Genomic DNA, 25,298 nt, shown 5'->3' with positions numbered 1-25,298 from the left:
CCCGGCCGTCCGCGCGCGATCCTCACGCGAAGCACACAAGTGGGGCCGCGGCTCACGGTGTTCCGGCGGCTCCGACGGGGTCGGCCGGGTCGGCGGCGTCCGACTCGCTCGCCGCGATGGCGACGAAGCGCCGGATGGCCTCCACGGGCATGTCCAGCCCCTCGGAGGCGGAGCGCTCGTCGCCGAACACCTGCACCGCGTCGGCGACGGCCACGGCCAGCTCGGCCTCCGCCTTGCGGGCCTTGACCTCGGCCTTGTCCACCGTGTCGACCACCGCCAGCTGGCGGCGCTGCTTCTCCTGGAGCCGCTGCTTGCGGGAGAGGGACCTGTCGGGGCTCTGCACAGTCATGACCAAGATCATAAACGCGTCCCGACATCCGCGTGAAATCGCCAACTCCGCTTCACCGGAACCCGGTTCGCCTCCGGGGTCGTGCCCGGTGCGGTCAGGTGGAGGGGGGTCGGCGGATCCAGCCCAGGGAGCGTTCGACGGCGCGCTGCCAGTTGTCGTACTCGGCCTCCCGGTGGCCGGGGTCCATGTCGGGCAGCCAGCGGGCGGCCGGGTGCCAGTTGCGGCGCAGGACCTCCAGGTCCGGCCAGTAGCCGGCGGCGAGCCCGGCGGCGTAGCCGGCGCCCAGGGAGACCGTCTCGGAGACCATGGGCCGTACGACGGGCACGTCGAGCACGTCGGCGACGAACTGCATGAGCAGGTTGTCCGCGGTCATGCCGCCGTCCACCTTCAGTTCCTTCAGCGCCACCGAGGAGTCGGCGTTCATGGCGTCGACGACCTCCCGGGTCTGCCAGCCCGTGGCCTCCAGGACGGCCCGGGCCAGATGTCCGCTGGTGATGTAGGAGGTCAGGCCGACGATCACGCCCCGGGCGTCGCTGCGCCAGCGGGGTGCGAACAGCCCGGAGAAGGCGGGGACGATGTAGCAGCCGCCGTTGTCCTCGACGGTCCGGGCGAGCGTCTCGATCTCCGGCGCGCTGTTGATCAGTCCGAGCCGGTCGCGGAACCACTGGACCAGTGCGCCGGTGACGGCGATCGACCCCTCCAGGGCGTAGACCGGTGGCCGGTCCCCGATCTTGTAGGCGACCGTGGTGAGCAGTCCGTGCCGGGACCGTACGAGGTCGGTACCGGTGTTGAGCAGCAGAAAGCTGCCCGTGCCGTAGGTGCACTTGGCCTCGCCCGGGGAGAAGCAGGTCTGGCCGAACAGGGCCGCCTGCTGGTCGCCGAGCGCGGCGGTGATGGGCACCCCGGCGAGCACCGCGCCGGCCTCGCCGTAGGTCTCGGCGTTGGACCTGATCTCGGGCAGCATCGGCCGGGGGACGCCGAAGAACGCCAGGAGTTCCTCGTCCCAGGTGAGGGTGTGGATGTTCATCAGCATGGTGCGGCTGGCGTTGGTGGCGTCGGTGATGTGCAGGCCGCCGTCGGCGCCGCCGGTGAGGTTCCAGATCAGCCAGCTCTCGATCGTGCCGAACAGCACCTCGCCGTTCCCGGCGCGCTCCTCCAGGCCCTTGACGTGGTCGAACAGCCAGCGGATCCGCAGGGCCGAGAAGTAGGTGGAGGGCGGCAGGCCGCAGCGGTCGAGGAAGTACTCCTCGCCGGGATCCCGTCGGAGGTCCTCGACCAGCGGTGCCGTGCGGGTGTCCTGCCAGACGATCGCCCGGCCCAGCGGGACGCCCGTGCGCGGGTCCCAGAGCACGGTGGTCTCCCGCTGGTTGGCGATGCCGATGGCGGCGACCTGGTCCGCCCCTACGGCCGCACCGGACCCGGACAGGGCGTCGGCCACCACCCGGCGCAGGTTCTGCCAGATCTCGACGGCGTCGTGCTCGACCCAGCCGGGCCTGGGGAAGTGCTGCTGATGCTCCCGCTGTGCGACGGACACCAGCCGACCGCCCCGGTCGAACAGGATGCAGCGCGTGGAATTGGTGCCCTGATCGATGGACATCACATACCGTTCCACCATGATCGGGTCCGCCTTCCGAGGTCGCGGAGGGAGCAGGGGGAGCAAGGGGGCAGGTGGGAGGGGGCAGGGGCAGAGGGCAGGGGGGCTTACCAGCGGGCGGCTCCGAGGTCCCGGGAGATCGCGCGCGCGGCCTCCCGGATCAGTGTGATCAGGGTGGGCCGGGGGTGGCCCTGGCTGTCGCAGATCCGCTCGACCGGACCGGACAGTCCGATGGCGCCGACGACGAGGCCGCCGTGCCCCCGGATCGGCACGGCGAGCCCTGCCTCGCCCATGCTCATCTCCTGGGCCTCGACGGCCCAGCCCAGTTCCCGGACCTCGGCGAGGGCCCGGGTGAGCTGCTCCGGCGTGACCAGGGTGTGCCGGGTGTAGGCCTCCAGGCCCGACTCCAGGGCGGAGTCGAGGGGCGCGGTCCCGTAGGCCAGCAGGACCTTGCCCAGCGAGGAGGCGTGCAGCGGCAGCAGTGAGCCCACGTCCAGGGTCTGGAGCGTGTCGTCCGGCCGGAACACGTGGTGGACGACCAGGACCATGCCTTCCAGGGGGGTGCCCAGGCGCACCGCCTCCCCGCTGCGGGCGGCCAGGGCGTCGGCCCAGTTGATGGAGCGGGAGCGCAGCTCGTTGACGTCCAGGTAGCTCGTGCCCAGATGCAGCAGAGCGGCTCCGAGCTGGTACTTCCCGGTCGTCGCGTCCTGCTCCACGAAGTCCACGTGCTGGAGGGTGCGCAGGATGCCGTGGGCGGTTCCCTTGGCCAGGCCGAGGCTGGCCGCCACCTCGCCGAGCCCGAGTCGGCGAGGCCCACCCGCGAGCAGGCGCAGGATCGCGGCCGCCCGTTCGATCGACTGGACCGGACCGGCCATGAATCGAGCTTATTACCGTCCCGCCGGGACCGCCGTGCGGGCAGGCCGCCGCCGTGGCCGGGGCTCGGACGGGGGCGTTCGGTAATGCCGACCCCCGTTCATTGACCCACCCGTCCCGGCTCCTTAGCGTGCAATGAGGCCCGGCAGAGCGCCGAGGCGATCGATGGCGGGCCCACAGCGCTCACCCCTGGAGACACAAGATGACGGTAGAGCTGAACACGCTGGTACGGGAGGCACACGAACGCGTCTTCCCGATGCCGCCAGTCGCCGGTGCCGTCTCGGACGTACGTCGCCGGGCGGGCGCGGTTCTGGCCGCCTGGAAGGTGTCCCCGGAGATCGTCGAGGACGCCCTGCTGGTCGTGTCGGAACTGCTCACCAACGCCATCGTGCACGCCCTGCCCCCCGCGGTGCTGCGGCTCTCGTGGGTGCGCGGCGGCGGGCTCGGCACCCTGCACATCGAGGTCACCGACGGGGGATGCGCGCGTCCGGCGGGAGAGCCGTGCGCGGGGATCGACCCGGACGAGCACGGCCGGGGCGAGGAGATCGTGCACGCGCTGGCGGCCCGCTACGGCATGCACGTCCGCCCGGGCCGGGTCACCCGATGGGCCGACCTCGTCGCGGTGTGAGATCCCGCAGCGGCGCGAAGGCGCACGCTCCCGCGCCGAGCATGAGCGCGGACGGCTCGCACCCACAGGCGGATTCCGCCACCCGCCCGACCGAACTCCGTTCCACCACCGGCCCCGGCCCCACCGGGGCCTTTTCCATTGCCGCCGAGGCCGTACGCGCTACCGCGGACGCCGTGCGCGCTACCGCCGGAGCCGTCTCCGACACCGCCTGGGCCGTCTCCGCGGCCACCGGGGCCCTCTCCGATACCACCGCAGCCGTCTCCGCGGCCACCGAGGCCGTATCCGACACCGCCTGGGCCGTCTCCGCAGCCACCGAGGCCCTCTCCGATACCACCGCAGCCGTCTCCGACACCGCCTGGGCCGTGTCCGTGGCCACCGGAGCTCTCTCCGATACCGCCGCAGCCGCCTCCGCGACCACCGAGGCCCCCTCCGATACCGCCGAGGCCGTCTCCGTGGCCACCGGGGCCGATGCCGTCGGCGCGGCCGCGACCGGTTCTTCGGCGTCCCGCGTGCCGTCCGCCGCCCCCATGCGGAGCAGCAGCAGGGCCGCGTCGTCGTGCAGTCGGCCGCCCACGTGCTCCAGCAGTTCGTCGTGGACGGCGGACAGGACGTGTTCCGGCTCGTCGGACACGTGGCGCGCGACGCCCTCGGCCAGCGGGTAGAACGCGCGGGCCCGGTCCCGGGCCTCGGTGACCCCGTCGGTGTAGAGCAGCAGCTGGTCGCCCTCGGCGAAGGGCAGGATCTCCAGGCAGGGGGGCTCGCCGACCAGGGCGCGCAGGCCGAGGGGCGGAGCCGGGAAGGCGGGTTCGACCGGGACGACGTCTCCTGACGCCGATATCAGCAGCGGCGGCGCGTGCCCGCAGTTGACCATCTCCAGCCGGCCCCCGCCCGGGTGCCCCACGACGACCGCGGTGACGAAGTCGTCGGGCCCGAGGTTGCGCGCCAGGCTCGTCTCGATCCGGCCGACGACGTCCAGGAGGTCGGGCTCGTCGTAGGCGGCCTCACGGAAGACGCCGAGGACGAGTGCGGCGGTCCCCACCGCCGTCAGCCCCTTGCCGCGCACGTCCCCGACGATCAGCCGCACCCCGTGCGGGGTGGGCACCAGGGCGTAGAGGTCGCCGCCGATCCGGGCCTCCGCCGCCGCGGCGCTGTAGCGGACCGCGACGCGGAACGGGCCCACGGTCTCCGGGACGGGCGTGAGCACGGCGTGCTGGGCGGCCTCGGCGACCGAGCGGACGGCGGCCAGCACTCGCTCGCGCCGGCCCCGCAGGGCGCTGGCCAGGGCGCTCGCCAGGGTGACGGCCAGCAGGGCCGAGAGGACGACCGCCAGCTCGCGCCCGGAGACCCCGTGCCCGGTGCCCAGCGTCGCGCCCAGCACCCCGGCGAGGAGTCCGACGCACAGCACGCCCCGGGGGCCGTTGGTGCTGGCGGCCAGCGCCGGCCCGACGGCCAGCAGGGGCACCCAGAACATCCCCGATCCGCCAAGGAGGTCCACGGACACGATGCCTGCGACGAGGAGAACCGGCATCACCGGGGTTCCGGCGGCCACTCGCTTCCTGAGCGGTCGCACCGGCCAGTGGTCGTCAGCGTGGTCTCGCGCCTGGCTCATCACTGTCCGCGATCCTCCTCGTACGGGCCGTAGTGCCGACTTGTCCGTTTCATCCAGGAAAGAGGTTGCGTCGGCACGCCACAAGGAGGGGAATTTCAGATAGTGAGCGAGAGGCTTCTGGTCACGCGGTCGGCGGTCGGGATCAGCCGGGCCCGGATCTCCGGGAGCCGGGAGAGCCGTTCCGCCGGCAGGGAGACGCCGAGTGAGCCGAGGACGTCGCCGCGGAAGATGGGCACGGCCACGCAGACCGTGCCGAGGGCGTACTCCTCCAGGTCGGTGACGGCCGGGTCCAGGGGCGCGGCGTCGAGCCTGCGGAGCAGCTCCGGGAGGCTGGTGATGGTCCGGGGCGTCAGGTCGGCGAGGTGGTGCCGGGAGAGGTAGTCGCGGCGGGCGTCCTCGTCCAGCTCGCGCAGGACGCACTTGCCGAGCGCGGTGGCGTGTCCGGCGTCCTCGAACCCCACCCAGAGGTCGACCCGGGGCGCGCGGGGACCGTCGACGATCTCGGCGACGCTGATCTCGCCCCCCTCGTAGAACGTGAGGTAGGTGGCGGCGGACAGCTCGTCGCGCAGCGCGGCTAGTGTCGGCCGGACCCGGTTGAGCAGCGCCTGCGCGCGGCCCGCGGTGTGCAGCGTCTGCAGTTTGTCACCGAGGACGAAGCCGCCGTCGGCGAGTTTGCGCAGGTAGCCGTCGTGCACAAGGGTCCGCAGCAGGTGGTAGGCGGTCGCCAGGGGCAGCCCGGTCTCCCGTGCCAGCTGCTTGGCCGGCGCGCCGTTCTCGTGCGCGCTCACCGCCTCCAGCAGCCGGAAGGCGCGCTGGACGGACATGATGAGCGTGGGGCTCTCGTGAACGCTCATGCCACCAGCGTGCGCCGGACACCCGGGACGGGCAAGGCGCGGGGTTCCGGCGAGCGGGTTCCGGCGCGCCCCCGGGGTGTGGGGAAACCGTGCAGAGACCGTGTGGAAACCCCTCCGTCGGCACGTCCGGTGTAAGTAGTGTGATGTACATGAAGGCACTTTTGTTGTCTGGTGGCTCAGGTACCCGTTTGCGCCCCATAACCCATACCTCGGCGAAGCAGCTCGTACCCGTCGCGAACAAGCCGGTGCTGTTCTACGGTCTGGAGGCGATCGCCGAGGCGGGTGTCACCGAGGTCGGGATCATCGTCGGGGACACCGCCGAGGAGATCCGGGCGGCGGTCGGCGACGGTTCCGCGTTCGGTCTCCGCGTCACCTACCTTCCGCAGGAGGCCCCGCTGGGGCTGGCCCACGCGGTGCTGATCGCCCGGGAGTTCCTGGGCGACGACGACTTCGTGATGTACCTCGGCGACAACTTCGTCGTCGGCGGCATCACCGCTCTGGTGGACGCCTTCCGTGCCGAACGGCCGGACGCCCGGATCCTGTTGACGAAGGTGCCGAACCCGACCGCGTTCGGCGTGGCCGAGCTGGACCCGGCGGGCCGGGTGATCGGCCTGGAGGAGAAGCCCGCCCGCCCCAAGAGCGAACTGGCGCTGGTGGGCGTGTACTTGTTCACCCCGGCGGTGCACGAGGCGGTCCGCGCGATCGAGCCGTCCGCGCGGGGCGAGCTGGAGATCACGGACGCCATCCAGTGGCTGATCGACACCGGGCGCGACGTGCGGTCCACGACGATCTCCGGCTACTGGAAGGACACCGGGAACGTCACCGACATGCTGGAGGTCAACCGCTCGGTCCTGGAGACCCTGGAGCGCCGGATCGACGGCACCGTAGACGACGACAGCGAGATCATCGGCCGGGTGCGGATCGAGGCCGGCGCGAAGGTGACCGGCAGCCGGATCGTGGGTCCGGTGGTCGTCGGCGCCGACACCGTGATCACGGACTCGTACGTGGGTCCCTTCACCTCGATCGCCGGTGACTGCCGGATCGAGGACAGTGAGATCGAGTACTCCATCATGCTGCGGGACTCCTCGATGAGCGGTGTCCGTCGGGTGGAGGCCTCCCTGATCGGCCGCAACGTCGAGGTCACCCCCGCGCCCCGCAAGCCCGCCGCCCACCGCTTCGTCCTCGGCGACCACAGCAAGGTGCAGATAGCGTCATGACGACCCGCATTCTGGTGACCGGCGGTGCCGGTTTCATAGGTTCGCACTACGTCCGCACACTGCTCGGTCCGGCCGGCCCGGGCGATGTGGCGGTCACGGTCCTGGACAGCCTCACCTACGCGGGCAACCCCGCCAACCTCGACGAGGTCCGCGACCACCCCGGGTTCGCCTTCGTCCGGGGGGACATCTGCGACGGCGCGCTGGTCGACGAGGTGCTCGCCGGGCACGACCAGATCGTCCACTTCGCCGCCGAGTCCCATGTGGACCGCTCGATCCTCGGCGCGGGCGAGTTCGTCCGCACCAACGTCCTGGGCACCCAGACTCTCCTGGACGCGGCGCTGCGCCATCGAGGACCGCGGACCTTCGTGCACATCTCCACCGACGAGGTGTACGGCTCCCTGGACTCCGGTTCCTGGCCGGAGACCGACCCGCTGCGCCCCAACTCCCCCTACGCGGCCGCCAAGGCGTCGAGCGACCTGATCGCCCTCTCCTACCACCGCACCCACGGCCTCGACGTGCGGGTGACCCGTTGCTCCAACAACTACGGGCACCACCACTTCCCCGAGAAGGTCATCCCGCTGTTCGTCACGAACCTCCTGGACGGCAGGAAGGTCCCGCTCTACGGCGACGGCGGCAACGTCCGCGACTGGCTGCACATCGACGACCACGTCCAGGGCATCGAGCTGGTGCGCACCAAGGGGCGGCCCGGCGAGGTCTACAACATCGGCGGCGGCACGGAACTGTCCAACAAGGAGCTGACCGCCCTGCTCCTTCAGGCCTGCGGCGCGGACTGGGACAGCGTCGAGTACGTCGCCGACCGCAAGGGCCACGACCGCCGTTACTCGGTGGACTGCGCCAAGATCCGTACGGAGCTGGGCTACGAGCCCCGCAAGGACTTCGCCACCGGTCTCGCCGAGACGGTCGCCTGGTACCGCGAGAACCGCGCCTGGTGGGAACCGCTGAAGGAACGCGCGACGCTCTGAGGCCCCCTCCCCGGCCCCTCCCTCCTCCTTCCGCCCCCTTCTCCTTCTCCTTCCTCCTTCTCCGACGACGGACAGGTGACCATTGACCACCACATGGCTGCTCACGGGCGCCACGGGCATGCTCGGGCAGGACGTCCTGGCGCTGCTGCGCCGGGACGGCGAGACGGCCGTCGGCCTGGCGCGTAGCGGTCTCGACATCACGGACGCCGACGCGGTACACGACACCCTGGACGCGCACCGGCCCCGGATCGTCGTCAACTGCGCCGCGTGGACGGCCGTCGACGACGCGGAGGCGCGCGAGGCGCAGGCCCTGCGGGTCAACGGCGACGGGCCCGCGCATCTCGCCGCGGCCTGTGCGAAGACGGGCGCCCGGCTGATCCAGCTCTCCACGGACTACGTGTTCGCGGGCGACGCCACCACCCCGTACCCCGAGGACGGCCCGACGGCGCCGCGCGGCGCGTACGGACGTACCAAGCTGGCGGGGGAACGGGCGGTCCTCGCGGCGCTCCCGGACGCCGGGTACGTGGTGCGCACGGCCTGGCTGTACGGGGCCGGGGGCCGGAACTTCGTCGACACGATGATCGGTCTCGAGGCGGCGCGGGACACCGTCGACGTGGTCGACGACCAGCGCGGACAGCCCACCTGGACGGCGGACCTCGCGGACCGGCTGGTGCGGCTCGGCCGGGCCGCCCTCGCCGGCACCGCGCCCGCCGGGGTCTACCACGGCACCAGCGGCGGGGAGACGACCTGGTACGGCCTGGCCCGGGAGGTCTTCCGGCTGCTCGGCGCGGACCCCGCACGCGTCCGGCCGACCACCAGTACGGCCTTCGTACGGCCCGCTCCCCGGCCCGCCTGCAGCGTCCTGGGGCACGACGGCTGGCGCCGGGCGGGCATCGAACCGATCCGTCCCTGGCGCGAGGCCCTGGAGACGGCGTTTCCCCTCCTGCTCGATGCGAAGAAAGGTTCAGCCCGGTGAACTTCACGGCGCAGCCCACCGCCCAGGTCGACGAGAGAGCCACGATCGGCGACGGCACCACGGTCTGGGACCTGGCCCAGATCCGCGAGGACGCCCGGCTGGGCGACGGCTGCATCATCGGCCGGGGCGCGTACGTCGGCCCGGGCGTACGGATCGGCGACCACGTCAAGCTCCAGAACTACGCGCTGGTCTACGAACCCGCGGTCCTCGGCGACGGGGTGTTCGTCGGCCCCGCCGCGGTCCTCACCAACGACTACTTCCCGCGCTCGGTGGACCCGGAGGGCAGGCTCAAGCGCGGCGGCGACTGGGAGGCCGTGGCCGTGGTGGTGGCCGAAGGCGCCTCGCTGGGCGCCCGTTCGGTGTGTGTGGCGCCGGTGCGCGTGGGGCGCTGGGCGCTGGTCGCGGCGGGCGCCGTGGTGACCCGGGACGTGCCGGACTTCGCGCTCGTGGCCGGCGTTCCGGCGCGCCGGATCGGCTGGGTGGGGCGGGCCGGCGTACGGCTGGCCGAGCGGGAGGGCGAGCCCGGGACCTGGGAGTGCCCCGAGACGGGCGCGCTCTACGACGAGAAGGACGGGGAACTCACCGAACGCGCATGACAGCTGTTTTCAGCTGTTTCCCTCAAAACGCAATTCCTCGAACATCTGCAGGCATAACATGTGCGCGAACTGTGCAGACCAAGCACAATGAGCACACAAGCCAGCAGTGCCCAGGGGGGGTTACGGGGTGGTGGGGACACCTTTGCCTGCAGCCAGGAGCGACACCCGCTCCGACGGCTGACGACTGACGTCTGCCTTCTTCTGTTCCGCCCGGCGGCCTACGCCGAGGCGTTCTCAAGTCTGCGCACAAAGAGGACCCACAGGGGGGTTGGTGTGCCCACACGATGACCACCACACGTATGGCGGCGCTCGGTCATGAGGATCCGCCGCTCTTCGCACTCGCCCAGCGACTCCTCCAAGTCGCCGAGTCCGGGCTGCCGTCGATGCTGCTGCCCGGCGGCGAGGCCTTCGCCTTCACCATGGCCGGACACCAGGACCCCGACGGCTCCTGGACCCTGGAGCGGCGCGGGATCAGCACCCGGTACGCGGCCATCACCGTGCTGGGCGCCCGCTACCTCCCCGAGGACCGCCAGCGCGCGGTGCTCGGCGGGCGTACGGCCCAGGAGTTCGCGGGACTGCTCGTCGAGTCGCTGCCCGCGGTGACCAACCTCGGGGACGCGGCGCTCATCTCCTGGGCCGCCGCCGAGACCGACCACCCCAAACTCTCCGACGCCCTGGCGCGTGTCGAGGCGCTGGACGTGGACGGCCGTCCGCAGTACACCGTGGAGGCCGCCTGGGTGCTGTCCGCACTCGCGGCGGCCCGCTCCACCGTCGATGTGGAGAGACGTTTCACCGCAGCCAGGGACCGGCTGCTGGGGGCCCGGATCGGCGACAGCCCGCTGTTCCCGCACGCCACCGGACCCGGCCTGCTGCCCTGGTACCGGGCACATGTCAGCTGCTTCGCCGACCAGACGTACCCGCTGCAGGCCCTGGCCCGTGCCCACGCCAGCGACGACGGCGACGGGGATCCGGAGGCGCTGGCCGCCGCGGAGGCGTGCGCGCGGCGCATCTGCGAGCTGCAGGGCGAGGGCGGGCAGTGGTGGTGGCACTACGACGCGCGCACCGGCGGGGTCGTGGAGGGCTACCCGGTCTACAGCGTCCACCAGCACGCCATGGCCCCGACCGCCCTGTTCGACCTCACCGACGCCGGTGGCGGCGACTTCGGCGCGGCCATCCGCAAGGGCCTGCGCTGGATGACGGACGTGCCCGAACTGGCGGGCTCGGCGCACCGGGAGCCGATGATCCTCGACGACCTGGGCGCCACCTGGCGCAAGGTCTACCGGGGCGACCCGAAGAAGGCGGTACGCGCCGCCCGGGGCCTGTCCACCCGGGTCGCGCCGGCGCTGCGCCTGAAGTCCCTGGACCGGGTGTACCGGCCGCTGTCCGTGGACCGCGAATGCCGGCCGTACGAGTTCGGCTGGCTGCTCCACGCCTGGCAGGGGGGCCGGATATGACCGGCAGACGGACGCTGTTCGGCGTCGAGCTGGACCCGCTGACCATGGACGAGACCGTGGCACGCTGCCTGACGGCGGTCCGGGACGGCCAACAGCTGGAGATCGGCGTGGTCAACGCCGCGAAGCTGGTGAACATGCGGCGCGACGAGCGGCTCGCCGCGGCCGTCGCCGGCTGCGACCTGGTGCTCGCCGACGGGCAGGCCGTGGTCTGGGCGGCGCGGGTGCTGCGCGCCCCGCTGCCCGAACGGGTCGCCGGGATCGACCTGTTCCTCAGGCTGCTGGCCGAGGCGGAGACCACCGGCATCCCGGTGTACTTCCTCGGCGCCAAGGAGGAGGTGCTGGACCGGATGCTGCTCCGGGTCGCCGACCGCTTCCCCGGTCTGAAGGTGGCCGGCAGCCGCAACGGCTACTTCGACGACTCCGAGCAGGAGGAGATCGCGGACTCCATCGCCCTCAGCGGCGCCCAGATGCTGTTCCTCGGCATGACCTCCCCCAAGAAGGAGATCTTCACCGCCGCCCACGGCGCCCGCACCGGCGCCCGGGTCGTGCACGGCGTCGGCGGCTCCTTCGACATCCTGGCCGGGGTCACCAAGCGGGCCCCCGAGTCCTGGCAGCGGCTGGGCATGGAGTGGCTCTACCGGGCGCTGCAGGAGCCCCGCCGGCTGGGCCGCCGCTACCTCACCACCAACGCCTCCTTCCTCCTCATGACGGCACGGGAGCTGCTTCGGCCCGCCCCGCCGGCCACCGCTTCCGCGAACAGGAGCCGCTGATGCGTGTCGTCGTGGTGGGACAGGGATACGTGGGCCTGCCGCTGGCCGTCCGGGCGGCCGAGGTCGGACACGAGGTGATCGGCTACGACGTCGACACCCGGCGGATCAAGAGCCTCGCCGCCGGTGAGTCCTTCGTCGAGGACGTCTCCTCCGAGCGGATCCGGGCGGCCCTGGACAACGGCAGCTACCGTCCGAGCGAGTCGGCCCGGGACTGCGGCGGTTTCGACATCGCCGTGGTGACCGTGCCGACCCCGCTGCACGAGGGCACCCCCGACCTGCGCTACATCAAGGAGTCGGCGGTCACCCTCGCCCGCTATCTGCGCCCCGGGGCCACGGTCGTCCTGGAGTCGACGACCTACCCGGGCACCACCCAGGAGCTGTTCGCCCCGATCCTGGAGGAGGGTTCGGGCCTCACCGCGGGCTCGGACTTCCACCTGGGCTACAGCCCGGAGCGGATCGACCCCGGCAACGCGGTGTGGGGTTTCAAGGAGACCCCGAAGGTCGTCTCCGGTGTCAACGAGGCCTCCCTCAAGGCCGTCCAGGACTTCTACGCCCAGCTCGTCGACACCACCGTGCCGGTGAGTTCGCCGAAGGAGGCCGAACTCGCCAAGCTCCTGGAGAACACCTTCCGGCACGTGAACATCGCGCTGGTCAACGAGATCGCGATGTTCGCCCACCACCTGGACATCGACGTCTGGCAGGCCATCGACGCCGCCGCCTCCAAGCCGTTCGGCTTCATGAAGTTCACGCCCGGTCCCGGCGTCGGCGGTCACTGCCTGCCGATCGACCCCTCGTACCTGTCGTGGCGGGTGCAGCGCGAACTCGGCCAGAACTTCCGGTTCGTGGAGCTGGCCAACGACATCAACAGCCACATGCCCGAGTACGTGACGCGCCGCATCAGCGACCACTTCAACGAGCGGCGCCGGTCCGTGAACGGCTCGCGGATCCTGCTGCTCGGCCTCGCCTACAAGAAGAACACCGGCGACGCCCGGGAGTCGCCCGCGCTGCGCATCTCCCAGCTGCTGCTCGACATGGGCGCCCAGGTCAGGGCGGCGGACCCGCATGTCGTGGAGAGCCTGCCGGTGGACACCCGGCTGGTGCGGGTCGAACCGACCCAGCGGGAGCTGGCGGACGCCGATGTGGTGGTCCTGCTCACCGACCACGACGGCTTCGACTACGAACTCGTCGCCGAACACGCCCCCTTCGTCCTGGACTGCCGCCGCCGGCTGCCGTCCGGACCCACCATCGAGGTGCTCTGAACCATGCGAGCCGTCTGTGTGGCCGGGGCGCGCCCCAACTACATGAAGATCAAACCGGTGATGGACGCCCTGGAGCGGCGGGACGCCGAGGTCCTCCTCGTCCACACCGGCCAGCACTACGACCCGGCGATGAACGACGTGTTCTTCACCGACCTCGGCATCCGCCCGCCCGACCGCTTCCTCGGCGTCGGCTCCGGCAGCCACGCCGAGCAGACCGGCCGCGTGATGACCGCGTTCGAGCCGCTCCTCGCCGAGGTGGGCCCGGACGTCGTGGTGGTGGTCGGCGACATCAACTCCACGCTCGCCTGCGCCCTGGTCACCGCCAAGGCCGGGCCGCTGCTCGCCCATGTCGAGGCCGGGCTGCGCAGCCGCGACTGGAGCATGCCGGAGGAGGTCAACCGGGTCGCCACCGACCGGGTCAGCGACTATCTGCTGGCCCCCTCCCCCGACGCCGTCGACAACCTGCGCGCCGAGGGGTACCGGGAGGACCAGATCCACCTGGTCGGCAACGTCATGATCGACACGCTGCTGGCCAACCTGGACCGGGCCCGGGCCTCCGACGTCCTGGACCGGTACGGCCTGGCGCGGGGCGAGTTCGGCCTGGTCACCCTGCACCGGCCCGCCAACGTCGACGACCCGGAGGTGCTCACCGGGCTGCTGAAGGCCCTGGGCGAGATCGCCGGGCGCCTGCCGCTCGTCCTGCCCGTGCATCCGCGCGCGGCGGGACGGCTGGCCGAGATCGGCGTCCCCGGGGGCGTCCGGCTCGTACCGCCCGCCGGATACCTGGACTTCATCGCCCTGCAGGACTCGGCGCGCGTCGTCCTCACCGACTCCGGCGGGGTGCAGGAGGAGACCACCGCGCTGGGCGTGCCGTGTGTGACCCTGCGGGACAACACCGAGCGGCCCATCACAGTCGAGCAGGGCACGAACGTCCTCGCCGGGCGGGATCCGGCGCGGATCACGGCCACCGTGAACGCCGTACTGGACCGGCCGCCCGCCCCGCGCCGGCCCGACCTCTGGGACGGCCGCGCGAGCGACCGTATCGCCGAGGTGCTGCTGACGGGCGGCACCGCGAGCACCCGGCCGAGACCGACCGACCAGCCCGGACCCAAGGATCGAACGTTCCCCATATGATCCGCTTGCAACTTATGCTCGTCGAACGTTTGGTCGCGAGGGGGGACCGTCATGGATCTCGCTGAGATCGTCCGGGTCATGCGCAGGCGCTGGTACGTCCTGCTGCCGGGGCTGCTGCTGGCCGCCGGCCTGGTGTTCGCGGTGACCGTACTGGTCCCGGTCACGTACCAGTCGCAGAGCACGGTGGTGCTGCTGAACTCCCAGAAGGCCACCCAGGCCTACGACGGGAACCCCTTCCTCAGCACCCAGACCTCGCTCACCGGCATGGCCGACAGCCTGGCCCGCAACCTGAACTCCGACGACTCGCTGCGGGATCTCAAGGCCCGCGGCGCCAAGGGCACGTTCACGGCCAAGCTCGCCGACAACGCGCAGGGGCCGCTGATGTGGCTCACCGTCACCGGCACCGACAAGGACTCGGTCCTGTCCTCGGACAAGATCCTGACCGCGTACGCCAAGGAACGGCTGGACCAGTTCCAGAAGGACCAGTCCGTCGCCCCCAAGGCCATGATCCGGATGACGACGATCGTGCCGCCGCAGAACCCGGTGGCGCAGACCAAGACCCGGCTCGAGTACATGGTCATGGCCGGGGGCCTCGGCCTGGTGCTCACCCTGGCCGCCGCCTTCTACGTGGAGGCGCGCAAGAGGTCCTCGCGCACGCCCGCGCCGGAGGCCGGACCCGTCGAGCCGGCGCGGGAGGCGGCCGTCGCCGCCCCCGTCCGCCCGGCCGGGGAATCGATCGTCGAGGAAACCCTCGCCATCCGGCAGCCGCCCCGCTGGTCGAAGACCTCCGCGGACGGTGCGCCCGCCGCGGAACCCGACGCACCACAGCCCGCCATGGCCGTGGCATCCGCCGCAGAGCCGCTCGACGAGGAGTCGACTCATGGACATCGCCCGCGCACCGGACAGCGGGACCGGTGAGACGAGCGACGCGCCCGCTCCTCCCGACCCTGTAACACCCCCTGCCAGACCGGCGGTTCCACCCGCCGCCCCCTCCCTCGGCCGCAAGGTCCGTTCGGCGGCCCGGTGGAGCCTGATCAACACCGTCGTCCTGCGGCTGGGCAACTTCGCCACCGGCATCGTGCTGGCGCGCTTCGCCCTGGGCCCGGCGGAGTGGGGCGTGTACGGCATCGCGCAGACCGTGCTGCTCGTCCTGCTGTCCGCGAACGAACTGGGCGTCGGCCTGGCCATCGTGCGCTGGGAGGGCGACGCACGCCGGTTCGCGCCGACCGTGCTGACCCTCAGCACCCTCTCCAGCGGACTGCTGTACGTGGCCCTGTTCGCGGCCGCACCGACGGTGGCCGGGCTGCTCGGCTCGCCGGACGCCGCGAACGTCCTGCGGGTGATGTGCCTGTGCGTGGTGATCGACGGGGTGGCGCAGGTCCCCGGCGGCTTCCTCACCCGGGAGTTCGCCCAGGGCCGGCGGATGGTCATCGACGGGCTCAACTTCGTGCTCGGCACCGCCGTGACCCTGCTGCTGGCCTTCGAGGGCTGGGGCGCGATGAGCTTCGCCTGGGGCGCCGTGGTCGGGAACGTCGTCACCCTGATCGGCTGCGCGCTGGCGGCCCCGGGCACGCTGAAGTTCGGCTGGGACCCCGGGCAGGCCCGGGCGCTGCTGCGGTTCGGGCTGCCGCTGGCGGGGGCGAGCATGCTCGCCCTGGCGGTGGTCAACGTCGACACCATGGTGGTGGGCGCGACCCTCGGCAATGTCGCGCTGGGGTTCTACGTCCTCGCCTTCAACATCTCCGGCTGGCCCGTGCGGATCATCTCCGAGGCCGCCCGCCGGGTCTCCTTCGCCGGGTTCTCCCGGCTGGCCGAGTCCCCGCAGGCACTGGCCCAGGGCTTCAGCCGCGCCCTGGGCGTGGTGATCACCGGCACCGTCCCGCTGTGCGTGCTGCTGGCCGGCCTCGCCGAGCCGCTCATCCGGCTGATCTACGGCAGCCAGTGGACCCCCGCCGCCGCGGCCCTGCCCTGGCTGATGGCCCTCGGCCTGATCCGCATCGGCAGCGAACTCGCCTACGACTGCCTGGTCGCGATCGGCCAGCGCCGCTCGCTCTTCCTGGTGCAGGGCCTGTGGCTGGTGGCCCTGATCCCGGTGCTGCTCGCCGCCGCGCACCTGAACGGCATCGTCGGCGTCTCCGAGGGCCATGTCCTGGTGGCCGGCGGCCTGGTGGTGCCGGTCTTCCTGGTCGCCCTCGGCCGTGGCGGCATCGGTCTGGGCCGGATCGCCCGGGCCTGCGCCTGGCCCTTCCTCGGCGGAGCCGTGATGGCCGTGATCGTCCTCGGCCTGCAGCGCCTGATCGGCGACGGGCGGCTCGCCCTGCTCACCATCGGCACTGTCGCCCTGGCCGCGTACGCGGTGTGTGTCCTGCCCAGCCTCGGCTTCCTGCGGGGCGCCGGACAACGGGAGTCGAGGTGAGCCGGATGCCACGGCGGATCAGCCGGAGCTCGATCGTGTGGCCGACGCTGGGTGTCCTGCTGGCGGTCCTGGCCACCGCCTGCTCGGGATCGGACGACTCAGCGCTGCCGGACTGCCCGGACACCGCGCTCACCTGCCCCGCGAGCGGATCCTCGGCGGCCCCGAGCACCGATCCGCCGACCACGGCCGACGGGACGACGGCGAGCCCCTCCGCCACCGCGTCCACGACGGCGAAGCCGACCGCGACGGCCGGCGGCACGAGCGCCGCGTCCGGGAAACCCTCCTCCCAGGCCGCCGCCTGCGCCTCCCCCGGCGCCTGCGGATTCCCGGACGCCCGCACCACCGGCCCCCGGATCGCCCTCAAGCCCCACAAGACCGGCTACATGGCCGTCCGCACCGACGGCATGGTCATCCGGGGCTGGGACATCACCGGCTCGCTCGACATCTACGCGAACGACGTCACCGTGATCGACACGAAGATCACCTCGGACAGCTGGTGGGGCGTCAACCTCCGCCCCGGCTACCACGGGCTGCGGGTCCTGCACTCCACCATCACCGCGGTGCCCGGCAAGGGACCGGACAACGGCGGGGTGGACTACGCGGTGTCGAACATGGGGGGCAGCTCCATCGAGGTGGGCTGGTGCGACGTCTCGGTGTTCGGCGACGCCCTGTCCATGGGGCAGGGGAACATCCACGACAACTACGTCCACGACATCGTCCCGTTCGTCAACCAGGGCGGCGAGTGGCAGCACACCAACGCGGTGATCAGCGGCGGCGGCAACACCGGGCAGCTGATCATCCGCCACAACACGCTGCTGAACCCGACGAGCCTCAAACAGGGGGCCTCGGGCAGCATCGGCCTGTTCGCGGACACCGGAGTCGTCCGCAACGTCACCGTGGACGACAACTGGATCGCCGGCGGCGCCTACGCCCTCTACGGCGGGGACACCGGCGCCACCAACATCAAGGTCACCGACAACATCTTCTCCACGCAGTACCACCCCGCCTCCGGCGGCTACGGCGTGGTCGCCCACTGGAACGCCGAGGGCGCCGGCAACGTGTGGCGCGACAACCGGATGTCCGACGGCCGCCCGGTCACCCCGGAGCCGTCCTCGTGAGCGGCGGCCTGACGCGCCGGGTCGCGCGGGCGCCCTGGACGGTGCTCAAGGCGTTGTTCGGCTGGCTGGTGCTCTTCGAGGCCAGGAACAAGGTCCTGCTGGCCCCCAGCGCGGTGCGGCTGCGCCGCATCGAGGACGCCGAGACCCGCCGCCTCGCCGCCGGTCTCCCGTCGCCGCCCTCGGCGCTGGTCGCCACGGTGATCGCCACCCACCGACGCCCCGAGGCGCTGCGGGCAGCGGTGCGCTCGGCCCTGGACCAGACCGTCCGCGACCAGGTCGTCATCGTCGTCGACGACGGCGCGGGACTGCCCGAACTCCCCACCGACCCAAGGCTGTTCGCCGTCTCCCTCGCCCGCAACACCGGAGTGGCGGGCGTCGTGCGCAACGTCGGCATCCGCCTCACCCGCTCGCGGTACGTGGCGTTCCTGGACGACGACAACCTGTGGGAACCCGACCACCTGGAACGAGCCCTGGCGGTCCTGGCCTCCCCCGGCGGACCCGACGGCGTCTACACGGCGCTGCGCCGCGTGCTGCCCGACGGCACCGAGAACGACGTCCTGTCGGTGCCCTACGACCGCCGCCGCGCCGCCCGCGAGGCCTTCCTGGACACCAACGCCTTCGTCGCCCGCCGCACCCGCTCCCTGCACTTCAGCCGTCTGCGCCGGACCCCGGAGGTGCTGCCCCGGGAGGACTGGGAGCTGATCCGCCGGTACGGGCGCAGGCACCGGGTGCGCCATGTGCCGCACCCCACCGTCCGGTACCTGATGAACCCGGCCAGCTTCTACACCCAATGGCGACAGCCCAGTTGAGGGCCCAGCCTCCCGTCCGCTCCGACCACAGGTGGTTGATCCCGTGCCACGATCCCGCGCCCTCAGGAACAAGTTCGTCGACGCCCCGGGCTCGCTCGGCGAACGACTGCGCATCGCCCGCTGGGAACGGTTCCGGCGCTGCTTCCCCGGCATCGAGAACATGAGCGTGGTGGACCTGGGCGGCACCGCCGAGATGTGGCTGCGCGCACCGGTGCGCGCCAAGCACGTCCACCTGATCAACCTGGAGGCGCACCCCGCCGAACTGCCCGACTGGATCAGCGCGGAGAACGCCGACGTCACCGACCCGGCGGTGGCCGCCGAGCTGAGCGCCGACGGCGGCTACGACCTGGTGTTCTCCAACTCGACCATCGAGCACGTGGGCGGCCACAGCCAGCGGCAGAGGTTCGTCGCCGCCGTCGAGCAACTGGCGCCGCTGCACTGGATCCAGACGCCGTACCGCTACTTCCCCGTCGAACCGCACTTCGTGGCGCCGGGCTTCCAGTTCCTGCCGCTGTCCGCCCGGGCACGCCTGGTACGGCACTGGCCGCTGGTCCACAGCCGCCCGGACAGCCCGGAGTCGGCGATGAACGCCGTGATCAACATCGAGCTGCTGACCCGCACCGAGATGCGGTACCTGTTCCCGCGGTCGGAACTCCTCAGCGAGCGGGTGCTCGGTGCGCCGAAGTCGCTCATCGCCGTCAGATCGGAGTCGTCGTGCTGAACAACCTGGTCAACAGACATGACGCGGACCGGCTGCTGCGCAAGGTCCGCAAGCTGGACCTCGACCCGGTGCTGGCGAAGCTGCGGGTGCGCGGGGGCGCCCGGGTGGTCGAGCACTGGTCCCAGGTCGACCCGTCACTGACCGAGTGGTGGGCGATCCCGTCGGTCATCAAGCGCTGGAACCTGCTGATGACCGGGGACGCGGACACGTCGTTCCCCGAGTACGTGGCCGCCGAGCACTTCGCGCCGCGCACCGACCTGCGCGGTCTGTCACTGGGCTGCGGCACGGGCGGCAACGAGCTGCTGTGGGCGAAGACCGGCGCGTTCTCCCTGCTGGAGGGAGTGGACGTGGCGCCCGAGCGGATCGACTTCGCCACCCGGGCCGCCGCGCAGGAGGGGCTCGCCGACGTGCTGCGCTTCCGGGTCACCGACGTCAACCGGATGACCGCCGACGGGGAACGCTTCGACGTGCTGCTGGGACTGCAGTCGCTGCACCACTTCGACCACCTCGACGAGACCCTGCCACGGCTGTCCCAGCTGATCGAGCCCGGTGGCACGTTCGTGGTCGACGAGTTCGTCGGCCCCACCCGGTTCCAGTGGACCGACGCCCAGCTGGAGGCGGCGAACATGTTGCTCGCCCAGCTGCCGGAGGAGCGGCGGCGGCTGGCCGACGGGCGGATCAAGCAGCGGGTCGTGCGGCCCAGCAGGTTGTCGATGGTGCTGGACGATCCCTCGGAGGCGGTGGACGCGGCAGCGCTGCTGCCGGGGCTGCGGCGCGAGTTCGAGGTCGTGGAGGAACGGCCGTACGGGGGGACGGTGCTGCACATCGCGTTCTCCGGGATCGCGCACAACTTCCGGGACGGGGAGCCGGAGACGGTGGCGTTGCTGGAGCGGTGCTTCGCGGTGGAGGACGCTGCCTTGCCGGAGGTGGGGCACGACTTCGTCGCGATGGTGTGCCGGAGGCGTGGTGCGGACTGAGGGGGTGGCGCGATCTGTGATCGGCCGGCTGCGGCCGCGTCGTGGCTGGTCGCGCAGTTCCCCGCGCCCCTTTGGGGCGCTGCAGAACCGGGGCGCGTCAGGGACCCGGTGTTTTCCGCAGGCTGCCCGGTCGGGCCAGGGCTGCCGCTGCCGCTCGGCTGGCCGGGCGGCCGAGGGCGGCGCGTGAGGTTTCGCGGAGCAGGACGGCCGTGCGGAAGGCGGCCGTTGCGAGCGGGCCGTGTCTGCGGCGGTAGAGGCGGACGCGGTTGAGGGTGAGGAGGGTCCAGAGGCGGGGGGAGACCTGGGAGTCGCCGCCCAGGTGGACGGCCTCGGCCGTGGGCTCCAGTTGGGTGGCGTAGCCGCGGTCCCGGGCGCGCAGGCAGTACTCGGTCTCCTCCGAGTACAGGAAGAAGGACTCGTCCCAGGGGCCGCAGGCGGTCAGGCAGTCCCCGGATATGGCCATCAGCGCGCCGGTCGCCCAGTCCGCGCGGGTGGGCCGCCGGTAGGCGCCGGGGGCGGTGACGAGTTCGCTGAGGGCCGGGAAGCGCCCGGCCCTGGTGTTGCCGATGACGGCCTCGCCGAACGCCCGGAGCACGGTCGACTCGCGGCGCAGCGAGCGGTGCGGGGTGTCGCTGCCTTCCTCGTACAGGAGGGGTACGGCGATCCCGACGCCGTCCTTGAGGCTGTCGACGAGGCGTTTGGCGCAGCCCTGCCGCATCCGGATGTCCGGATTGCAGATGAGGGCGACCTCGTGGTCGCCGGCCGCGGCCAGCGCCGCGTTGATGCCGGCCGCGTACCCGGCGTTGCGGCCGGTCTCGACGATCGTGGCGTCCGGGGCCAGCGTCCGCAGCAGCTCGACGGTGTCGTCGGCGGAGTCGTTGTCGGCGACGACCAGCCGGTAGTCGAGGCCCGCCATGCCGTCGGGCAGGGCGGCGAGGAACCCGGCCAGCACCGGGGCGCTGTTCCAGGTGACGACGATGACGGCGACGGTGCTCATCGGGACTCCACGAGTTCGGGCGACTTCTCGGCTTCGGTTGCCCGGTGAGGGGCCGGGACTGGGGCGGCGGCCTCGCGGCGGAGGAAGCCGAGGTAGCTGCCGCCCGCGCCCAGGGTCAGGAAGAACATCCCCGCGTACATGGGGAAGCTGAGCGCGTCGAAGGTGGCGCTGATGACCAGGGCGACCAGGGCCGAGGCGAGGAAGGCCTGCCCCAGCTCCCGGTCGGATTCGGTGCGGGCGAGCCGGCGGACGGCACCGCCCTGGTGGATGCCGGTGACGAACAGGGCGAGCAGGGCCACCAGCCCCAGGGTGCCCATCTCGGCCAGGGTCAGCATGTACTGGTTGTCCGTGAAGAAGTACAGGTCGGGGGTGAAGGTGCCGAAGCCCCGCCCGAACCAGGGGTGTTCGCTGAGGTAGGGGACGATCGCGCTGTATTTCACGGTGCGGGCCTGGGTGCTGCTGTCGGAGTTGGACAGGAAGGTGGCGAACAGGTTGGTGATGGTGCCGATCAGCCCCGGGATGATCACCTTGAAGCCGGCCACCGAGCCCAGCACGATGCCGATCGCGGCCCAGCGGCGCTGCGGCTTCCAGCGGGGCACCATCACCAGGATCACGATGAAGGCGCCGATGATGGAGGTCCGGGACACGGTCAGCGGCAGCGCGCCCGCCATGATCGCCACCGGTCCCCAGCGGCGCAGCGCGCCCGCGTGCCGGCGGACCGGGTCGAAGGCCTGGTGGACGGCGAACGGGACCAGGATGGCCAGCATCCCGCCGAACTCCAGCGGGTGGGCGGTGGTGGAGCGGGGCCGGGTGAACGAGCCGCGGTCCATGGCGCTGATCCCGGCGGTGCTCGACTGGAGTCCGGGGATGTGGATGGAGTCGGCGATGTTGGTCGCGGCGAAGAAGTCGTAGTAGCCGATCAGGGCGACCACCGTGCCCAGGACGACGAGTCGGCGCATCAGGGTCTCCAGCCGGTCGCGTTCCTGGATGCCGGCCGAGGACAGCACGACGAGCGCCGTCCACACCCCGAGCAGGATGAGTCCCCGGTCGGCGCCGAGGACCTCCTCGTGCGAGCTCTCGCGAGTCGCGTCCGCGAGGTACGAGAGCAGCACCGCCGCCGCGAGCAGGCACATCACCACGCGCGGGAGCCGGGTGCCCGGCGCGGGCAGGATGCGGCCGCCGAGCCAGGTGGCGAGGTACCAGAGGAGCCCCAGCAGGGCGAAGACGTTGGCCGGGGTGCCGACACCGCCGAGCGCGGGCAGGGTGAGGTTCGAGGGGACGAAGAAGGCCAGCGCCAGATAGCCGGTGAGGATCGTGGTGGCGTCCAGCCTGCGCACCAGCAGGCCCTTGGGCCGCGCGGGGGGCCGGGCCCGGTGGCGCCGGGCCACGTATCCGTCGAGGGCGCGGCCCCGGCGTCGTACCACCGCGACGCCCTCGGCGAGGATGGACAGCAGGAACGCGCCGACCACACCGACGATGACGACCGCCGCGACGTCCTGGTACCGGCTCTTCGACTGCGAGACCGGGGTCTGCGGCAGGACGACCGGCGCGCTCTGCACCGCGTAGCCCTTCGGCACCTTGGAGGCGGCCTGCAGGGCCTTCAGCTGCTCCCCGGTGAAGCTGGTCAGGGTGGTGGTCTCCTGGAGCACCTTCGCCCGGTCGGTGCCGGTGACGCTGAGGGTGAGCAGGGGGCTGTCGGCCTCGGGGGCGAAGCCGACCGTGTACTGGTCGGTGACCCCACGGGAGTGCAGTTCCTTGGCGGAGTCGCTGGACTGGAGCGTCCTGATCAGCACGTCGGCGGTGACGACCAGCGAGCCGCCCGCGTTGGAGAGGGGGTTGCCGAAGGTCGGTGCCAGTTCGGCGATCGCCGTGGAGTCGAGCAGGGTGACGGAGCTCTGCGACTGGTAGGACACCGGGATGGTGCGGTACAGGTATCCGCCCGCGAACAGACTGAGCAGGGTGAGGGGCACCATGAAGTACCACCGCCTGCGCATGATCGCCAGAATGTCGGCGAGGCTCATGAGAACTCCCTTTTGGTGGCGGTTCGCCCCGGCGCCTGCGAGGATCGACAGCGACGGAAGGAATCCCTGTGTCGCCTCGTGACGTCGCCGAAGCGCTGCTCCGCCGCTGGTACGTACTGCTGCTCGCGCTCGCGCTGACGGCCGCCGGAGCCTACAAGGCGCTGCATCCCGCCCCGCAGTATCTGAGTTCGGCGGTGGTCGTCCTCAAGCCGCCGGTGACGGGAAACCAGCCGAACCAGCTGACGAACCTCCAACCGCCGCTCGCCACCCTCTCGTACGGGGTCATCCAGCAGCTGGAGTCGCCCGCCGGGCGCGCGGAACTGGACGCCGCCGGGGTGCACGGGACGTACCAGCTGATCCCGCGCAACAGCGGCACCAGCGCGACGCCGCGCTATCTGATCCCCTCCGTGCAGGTGCAGGCCCAGCGGGGCGACGCCGTGGCGGCCGACACGGCGGTCGGCCGGGTCATCGAGGTCTACACCAGGCATGTGACACAGCTGCAGGACGCCGAGGGGATCGCCGCCGGGTCGCGGATCAGCGCCTCCGTCCTGGTCGCGCCGAGCGCCGCCCCGGTGCAGGGCACCAGGACCCGTGCCCTGGCCGGTACGGCGCTGCTGGGCGGGATCGCCGGGATCCTGGGCGCGCTCTGGTTCGACCAGTACGCGCTGCGCCACCGGCAGCGCAAGGGCCGGCCGGCCGGACTGCCGGACCCGGTCCGCCACGCCGACGGGGTCGCGGTGGCCGGCTGAGCCGTCGAACTGATCACGCATCAGATACCGCGGCGCTTCCAGGACTCCCACCACAGCCACTCCCGCCCGCGCTCGGCCACGGCCGACCACACCAGGGGCTGCAGATACGGCATCGCCTTCGGCCCGATCCGTCTGCGCAGCCGCAGCGCGCGGTACTCGGGCAGCGCCGCGTACTGCGGCAGGCACTGCTCGGCGAAGGCCACGCATTCGTCGACCGGTACGACGCCGGTCCGGCCCCGGTCGTAGGCCCGGTAGGCGCGCCGCAGGGCGTAGCGGGCCAGGCGGGTGTGGACCTGCTCGGCCAGGCGGTCGGCGTTCGGCAGCCGGTCCCCGCACTTGGCGAGCACCGAGTCGAAGGCGATCAGGCGCTGGCGCAGGTCGTCGAGCTGGCCGCCGAAGTCGACGGTGGACATGTTGTTTCCGTGGACGCGGTAGAAGGCCTGGTCGGCGCCGCGGATGTGGCCGACGTCGGCGTGCGCGGCGAGCCGCATCCACATCTCGATGTCGCCGGCGTGCGGCAGGGCGGGGTCGTAGCCGCCGACCTTCCGCTGGAGGTCGGTGCGGACGACCACCTCGGGTGAGGTGATGCAGCCGGTGCCCTCGCGGAACCGGCGTTCCAGCCACCACTGGCCGGGGTAGACGACCGAACCGGTGGTCCGCGTACGGGCCTTGGGCAGCGGGCCGCCGTGCTGGAAGCGCAGCGGACGGCCGTAGGCGAACCCGGCCTCCGGGTGGGCGTCGAGCAGCGCGGCGGCGCGGACCAGGGCGCCCGGGACGAGCCGGTCGTCGGCGGACAGGAGGGCCACGTAGTCGCCGTCGGCCCACTCCATCAGGCCTTCGTTGTAGGTGGCGATGTGGCCCTTGTTCTTCTCGTGGACGAGGACCTCGATCCGCGGGTCGGCGGCGGCCAGCTTGAGCGCGGCCTCCGCGGAGTCGTCGGGCGAGGCGTCGTCGATGATGAGGACCCGGACGTCAACGCCGTCCTGCTCGTCCAGGACGCTGCTCACGCAGTCGGCGAGGAAATGGCCGTACTTGTAGCAGGGGATCACAACACTGACGCTGGACATCGGTGGGGAAGCCAATCCCCGTCGGGGGGGCGCGGCCCGGGGGGGGGGGGGCCCCCCCCCCGGGGGGGGGGGGGGGGGGGGTTTTTGTTTGTTGGTTTGATGGTGGTTGTGGGGGGGGGGCGCCCGC

The 25,298-nt window shown here is 72.0% G+C and carries 23 protein-coding genes and 1 pseudogene; 16 read left to right on the top strand and 8 right to left on the bottom strand.

Annotation, left to right across the window (positions count from 1 at the left end):
* Positions 1–52: 52 nt before the first annotated feature.
* From ACGFZS_RS33615 to ACGFZS_RS33605, 3 genes are all read right to left on the bottom strand, one after another.
* Positions 53–349 (bottom strand): hypothetical protein, encoded by a 297-nt coding sequence (locus tag ACGFZS_RS33615; protein WP_393798248.1) that lies wholly within the window; start codon positions 347–349, stop codon positions 53–55.
* A 94-nt stretch (positions 350–443) separates the two neighbouring features.
* Positions 444–1,964 (bottom strand): glycerol kinase GlpK, encoded by a 1,521-nt coding sequence (glpK, locus tag ACGFZS_RS33610; protein ID WP_393798247.1) that lies wholly within the window; start codon positions 1,962–1,964, stop codon positions 444–446.
* An 86-nt stretch (positions 1,965–2,050) separates the two neighbouring features.
* The gene (locus ACGFZS_RS33605) at positions 2,051–2,818 is read right to left on the bottom strand and encodes an IclR family transcriptional regulator (RefSeq protein WP_365689112.1); all 768 of its coding nucleotides are present in this window, start codon (positions 2,816–2,818) and stop codon (positions 2,051–2,053) included.
* Positions 2,819–3,018: 200 nt separating this feature from the next.
* On the opposite strand from ACGFZS_RS33605, the gene ACGFZS_RS33600 reads away from it, so the two are divergent.
* Positions 3,019–3,444 carry an ATP-binding protein gene (locus tag ACGFZS_RS33600; RefSeq protein WP_359226199.1) on the top strand — a complete coding sequence of 142 codons (426 nt, stop codon included), beginning with the start codon at positions 3,019–3,021 and terminating at the stop codon, positions 3,442–3,444.
* Between the two features lie 502 nt (positions 3,445–3,946).
* Here ACGFZS_RS33600 and ACGFZS_RS33595 read toward each other — a convergent pair.
* A pseudogene (locus ACGFZS_RS33595) lies at positions 3,947–4,972 on the bottom strand (PP2C family protein-serine/threonine phosphatase); the annotation flags it as partial.
* A 176-nt stretch (positions 4,973–5,148) separates the two neighbouring features.
* On the bottom strand, positions 5,149–5,907 hold the full coding sequence (locus ACGFZS_RS33590; RefSeq protein WP_393798246.1) for an IclR family transcriptional regulator: 759 nt from the start codon (positions 5,905–5,907) through the stop codon (positions 5,149–5,151).
* 149 nt (positions 5,908–6,056) lie between these two features.
* Here ACGFZS_RS33590 and ACGFZS_RS33585 point away from each other — a divergent pair, with 149 nt between their 5' ends.
* The 14 genes from ACGFZS_RS33585 to ACGFZS_RS33520 all read left to right on the top strand — a co-directional run bounded on the left by ACGFZS_RS33585 (position 6,057) and on the right by ACGFZS_RS33520 (position 20,337).
* Positions 6,057–7,124, top strand: coding sequence for a glucose-1-phosphate thymidylyltransferase (locus ACGFZS_RS33585; RefSeq protein WP_393798245.1), 1,068 nt, complete (start codon positions 6,057–6,059; stop codon positions 7,122–7,124).
* Positions 7,121–8,107 (top strand): dTDP-glucose 4,6-dehydratase, encoded by a 987-nt coding sequence (gene rfbB, locus ACGFZS_RS33580; RefSeq protein WP_393657992.1) that lies wholly within the window; start codon positions 7,121–7,123, stop codon positions 8,105–8,107. Before ACGFZS_RS33585 ends, rfbB begins: the two co-directional genes overlap by 4 nt.
* Positions 8,108–8,189: 82 nt before the next feature.
* A complete protein-coding gene (gene rfbD, locus ACGFZS_RS33575) occupies positions 8,190–9,083 on the top strand; it encodes a dTDP-4-dehydrorhamnose reductase (protein ID WP_393798244.1) in 894 nt (297 codons plus the stop codon).
* A complete protein-coding gene (locus ACGFZS_RS33570; protein WP_355727182.1) occupies positions 9,080–9,679 on the top strand; it encodes an acyltransferase in 600 nt (199 codons plus the stop codon). The genes rfbD and ACGFZS_RS33570 overlap by 4 nt, the downstream gene beginning before the upstream one ends.
* Positions 9,680–9,963: 284 nt before the next feature.
* On the top strand, positions 9,964–11,133 hold the full coding sequence (locus ACGFZS_RS33565) for a hypothetical protein (RefSeq protein ID WP_393798243.1): 1,170 nt from the start codon (positions 9,964–9,966) through the stop codon (positions 11,131–11,133).
* Positions 11,130–11,903, top strand: coding sequence for a WecB/TagA/CpsF family glycosyltransferase (locus tag ACGFZS_RS33560; RefSeq protein WP_393798242.1), 774 nt, complete (start codon positions 11,130–11,132; stop codon positions 11,901–11,903). The genes ACGFZS_RS33565 and ACGFZS_RS33560 overlap by 4 nt, the downstream gene beginning before the upstream one ends.
* Entirely contained in the window at positions 11,903–13,162 is a 1,260-nt protein-coding gene (locus tag ACGFZS_RS33555) for a nucleotide sugar dehydrogenase (RefSeq protein ID WP_390982168.1), read from the top strand. The genes ACGFZS_RS33560 and ACGFZS_RS33555 overlap by 1 nt, the downstream gene beginning before the upstream one ends.
* A 3-nt stretch (positions 13,163–13,165) precedes the next feature.
* Positions 13,166–14,296 carry a non-hydrolyzing UDP-N-acetylglucosamine 2-epimerase gene (gene wecB / locus ACGFZS_RS33550; protein WP_393657982.1) on the top strand — a complete coding sequence of 377 codons (1,131 nt, stop codon included), beginning with the start codon at positions 13,166–13,168 and terminating at the stop codon, positions 14,294–14,296.
* Positions 14,297–14,347: 51 nt separating this feature from the next.
* The gene (locus ACGFZS_RS33545) at positions 14,348–15,214 is read left to right on the top strand and encodes a chain length determinant protein (RefSeq protein WP_393798241.1); all 867 of its coding nucleotides are present in this window, start codon (positions 14,348–14,350) and stop codon (positions 15,212–15,214) included.
* A complete protein-coding gene (locus ACGFZS_RS33540) occupies positions 15,177–16,712 on the top strand; it encodes an oligosaccharide flippase family protein (protein WP_393798240.1) in 1,536 nt (511 codons plus the stop codon). The genes ACGFZS_RS33545 and ACGFZS_RS33540 overlap by 38 nt, the downstream gene beginning before the upstream one ends.
* A gap of 5 nt (positions 16,713–16,717) precedes the next feature.
* Positions 16,718–17,830, top strand: coding sequence for a hypothetical protein (locus tag ACGFZS_RS33535; RefSeq protein ID WP_393798239.1), 1,113 nt, complete (start codon positions 16,718–16,720; stop codon positions 17,828–17,830).
* Positions 17,827–18,639 (top strand): glycosyltransferase family 2 protein, encoded by an 813-nt coding sequence (locus tag ACGFZS_RS33530; protein ID WP_393798238.1) that lies wholly within the window; start codon positions 17,827–17,829, stop codon positions 18,637–18,639. Before ACGFZS_RS33535 ends, ACGFZS_RS33530 begins: the two co-directional genes overlap by 4 nt.
* A gap of 43 nt (positions 18,640–18,682) precedes the next feature.
* Positions 18,683–19,360 (top strand): class I SAM-dependent methyltransferase, encoded by a 678-nt coding sequence (locus tag ACGFZS_RS33525; RefSeq protein WP_393798237.1) that lies wholly within the window; start codon positions 18,683–18,685, stop codon positions 19,358–19,360.
* On the top strand, positions 19,354–20,337 hold the full coding sequence (locus tag ACGFZS_RS33520; RefSeq protein ID WP_393798236.1) for a class I SAM-dependent methyltransferase: 984 nt from the start codon (positions 19,354–19,356) through the stop codon (positions 20,335–20,337). The genes ACGFZS_RS33525 and ACGFZS_RS33520 overlap by 7 nt, the downstream gene beginning before the upstream one ends.
* 97 nt (positions 20,338–20,434) lie before the next feature.
* Here the strand turns inward: ACGFZS_RS33520 and ACGFZS_RS33515 are convergent, their stop codons facing one another.
* Both ACGFZS_RS33515 and ACGFZS_RS33510 read right to left on the bottom strand, forming a co-directional pair.
* The gene (locus ACGFZS_RS33515; RefSeq protein ID WP_393798235.1) at positions 20,435–21,334 is read right to left on the bottom strand and encodes a glycosyltransferase family 2 protein; all 900 of its coding nucleotides are present in this window, start codon (positions 21,332–21,334) and stop codon (positions 20,435–20,437) included.
* Positions 21,331–23,355 (bottom strand): O-antigen ligase family protein, encoded by a 2,025-nt coding sequence (locus ACGFZS_RS33510; RefSeq protein ID WP_393798234.1) that lies wholly within the window; start codon positions 23,353–23,355, stop codon positions 21,331–21,333. Before ACGFZS_RS33510 ends, ACGFZS_RS33515 begins: the two co-directional genes overlap by 4 nt.
* Before the next feature lie 68 nt (positions 23,356–23,423).
* Between ACGFZS_RS33510 and ACGFZS_RS33505 the strand changes: the two genes are divergently transcribed.
* The gene (locus ACGFZS_RS33505; RefSeq protein WP_393798233.1) at positions 23,424–24,104 is read left to right on the top strand and encodes a hypothetical protein; all 681 of its coding nucleotides are present in this window, start codon (positions 23,424–23,426) and stop codon (positions 24,102–24,104) included.
* Between the two features lie 20 nt (positions 24,105–24,124).
* On the opposite strand, the gene ACGFZS_RS33500 is transcribed toward ACGFZS_RS33505, so the two are convergent.
* Positions 24,125–25,171, bottom strand: a complete 1,047-nt coding sequence (locus ACGFZS_RS33500; protein ID WP_393798232.1) for a glycosyltransferase — start codon at positions 25,169–25,171, stop codon at positions 24,125–24,127.
* Between the last annotated feature and the right edge of the window lie 127 nt (positions 25,172–25,298).

Source organism: Streptomyces sp. NPDC048288 (genome assembly GCF_043201555.1).
GTDB lineage: Bacteria > Actinomycetota > Actinomycetes > Streptomycetales > Streptomycetaceae > Streptomyces.
The sequence above is the reverse complement of the archived record's forward strand: the minus strand, read 5'-3'. Positions and strand labels throughout refer to the sequence as shown.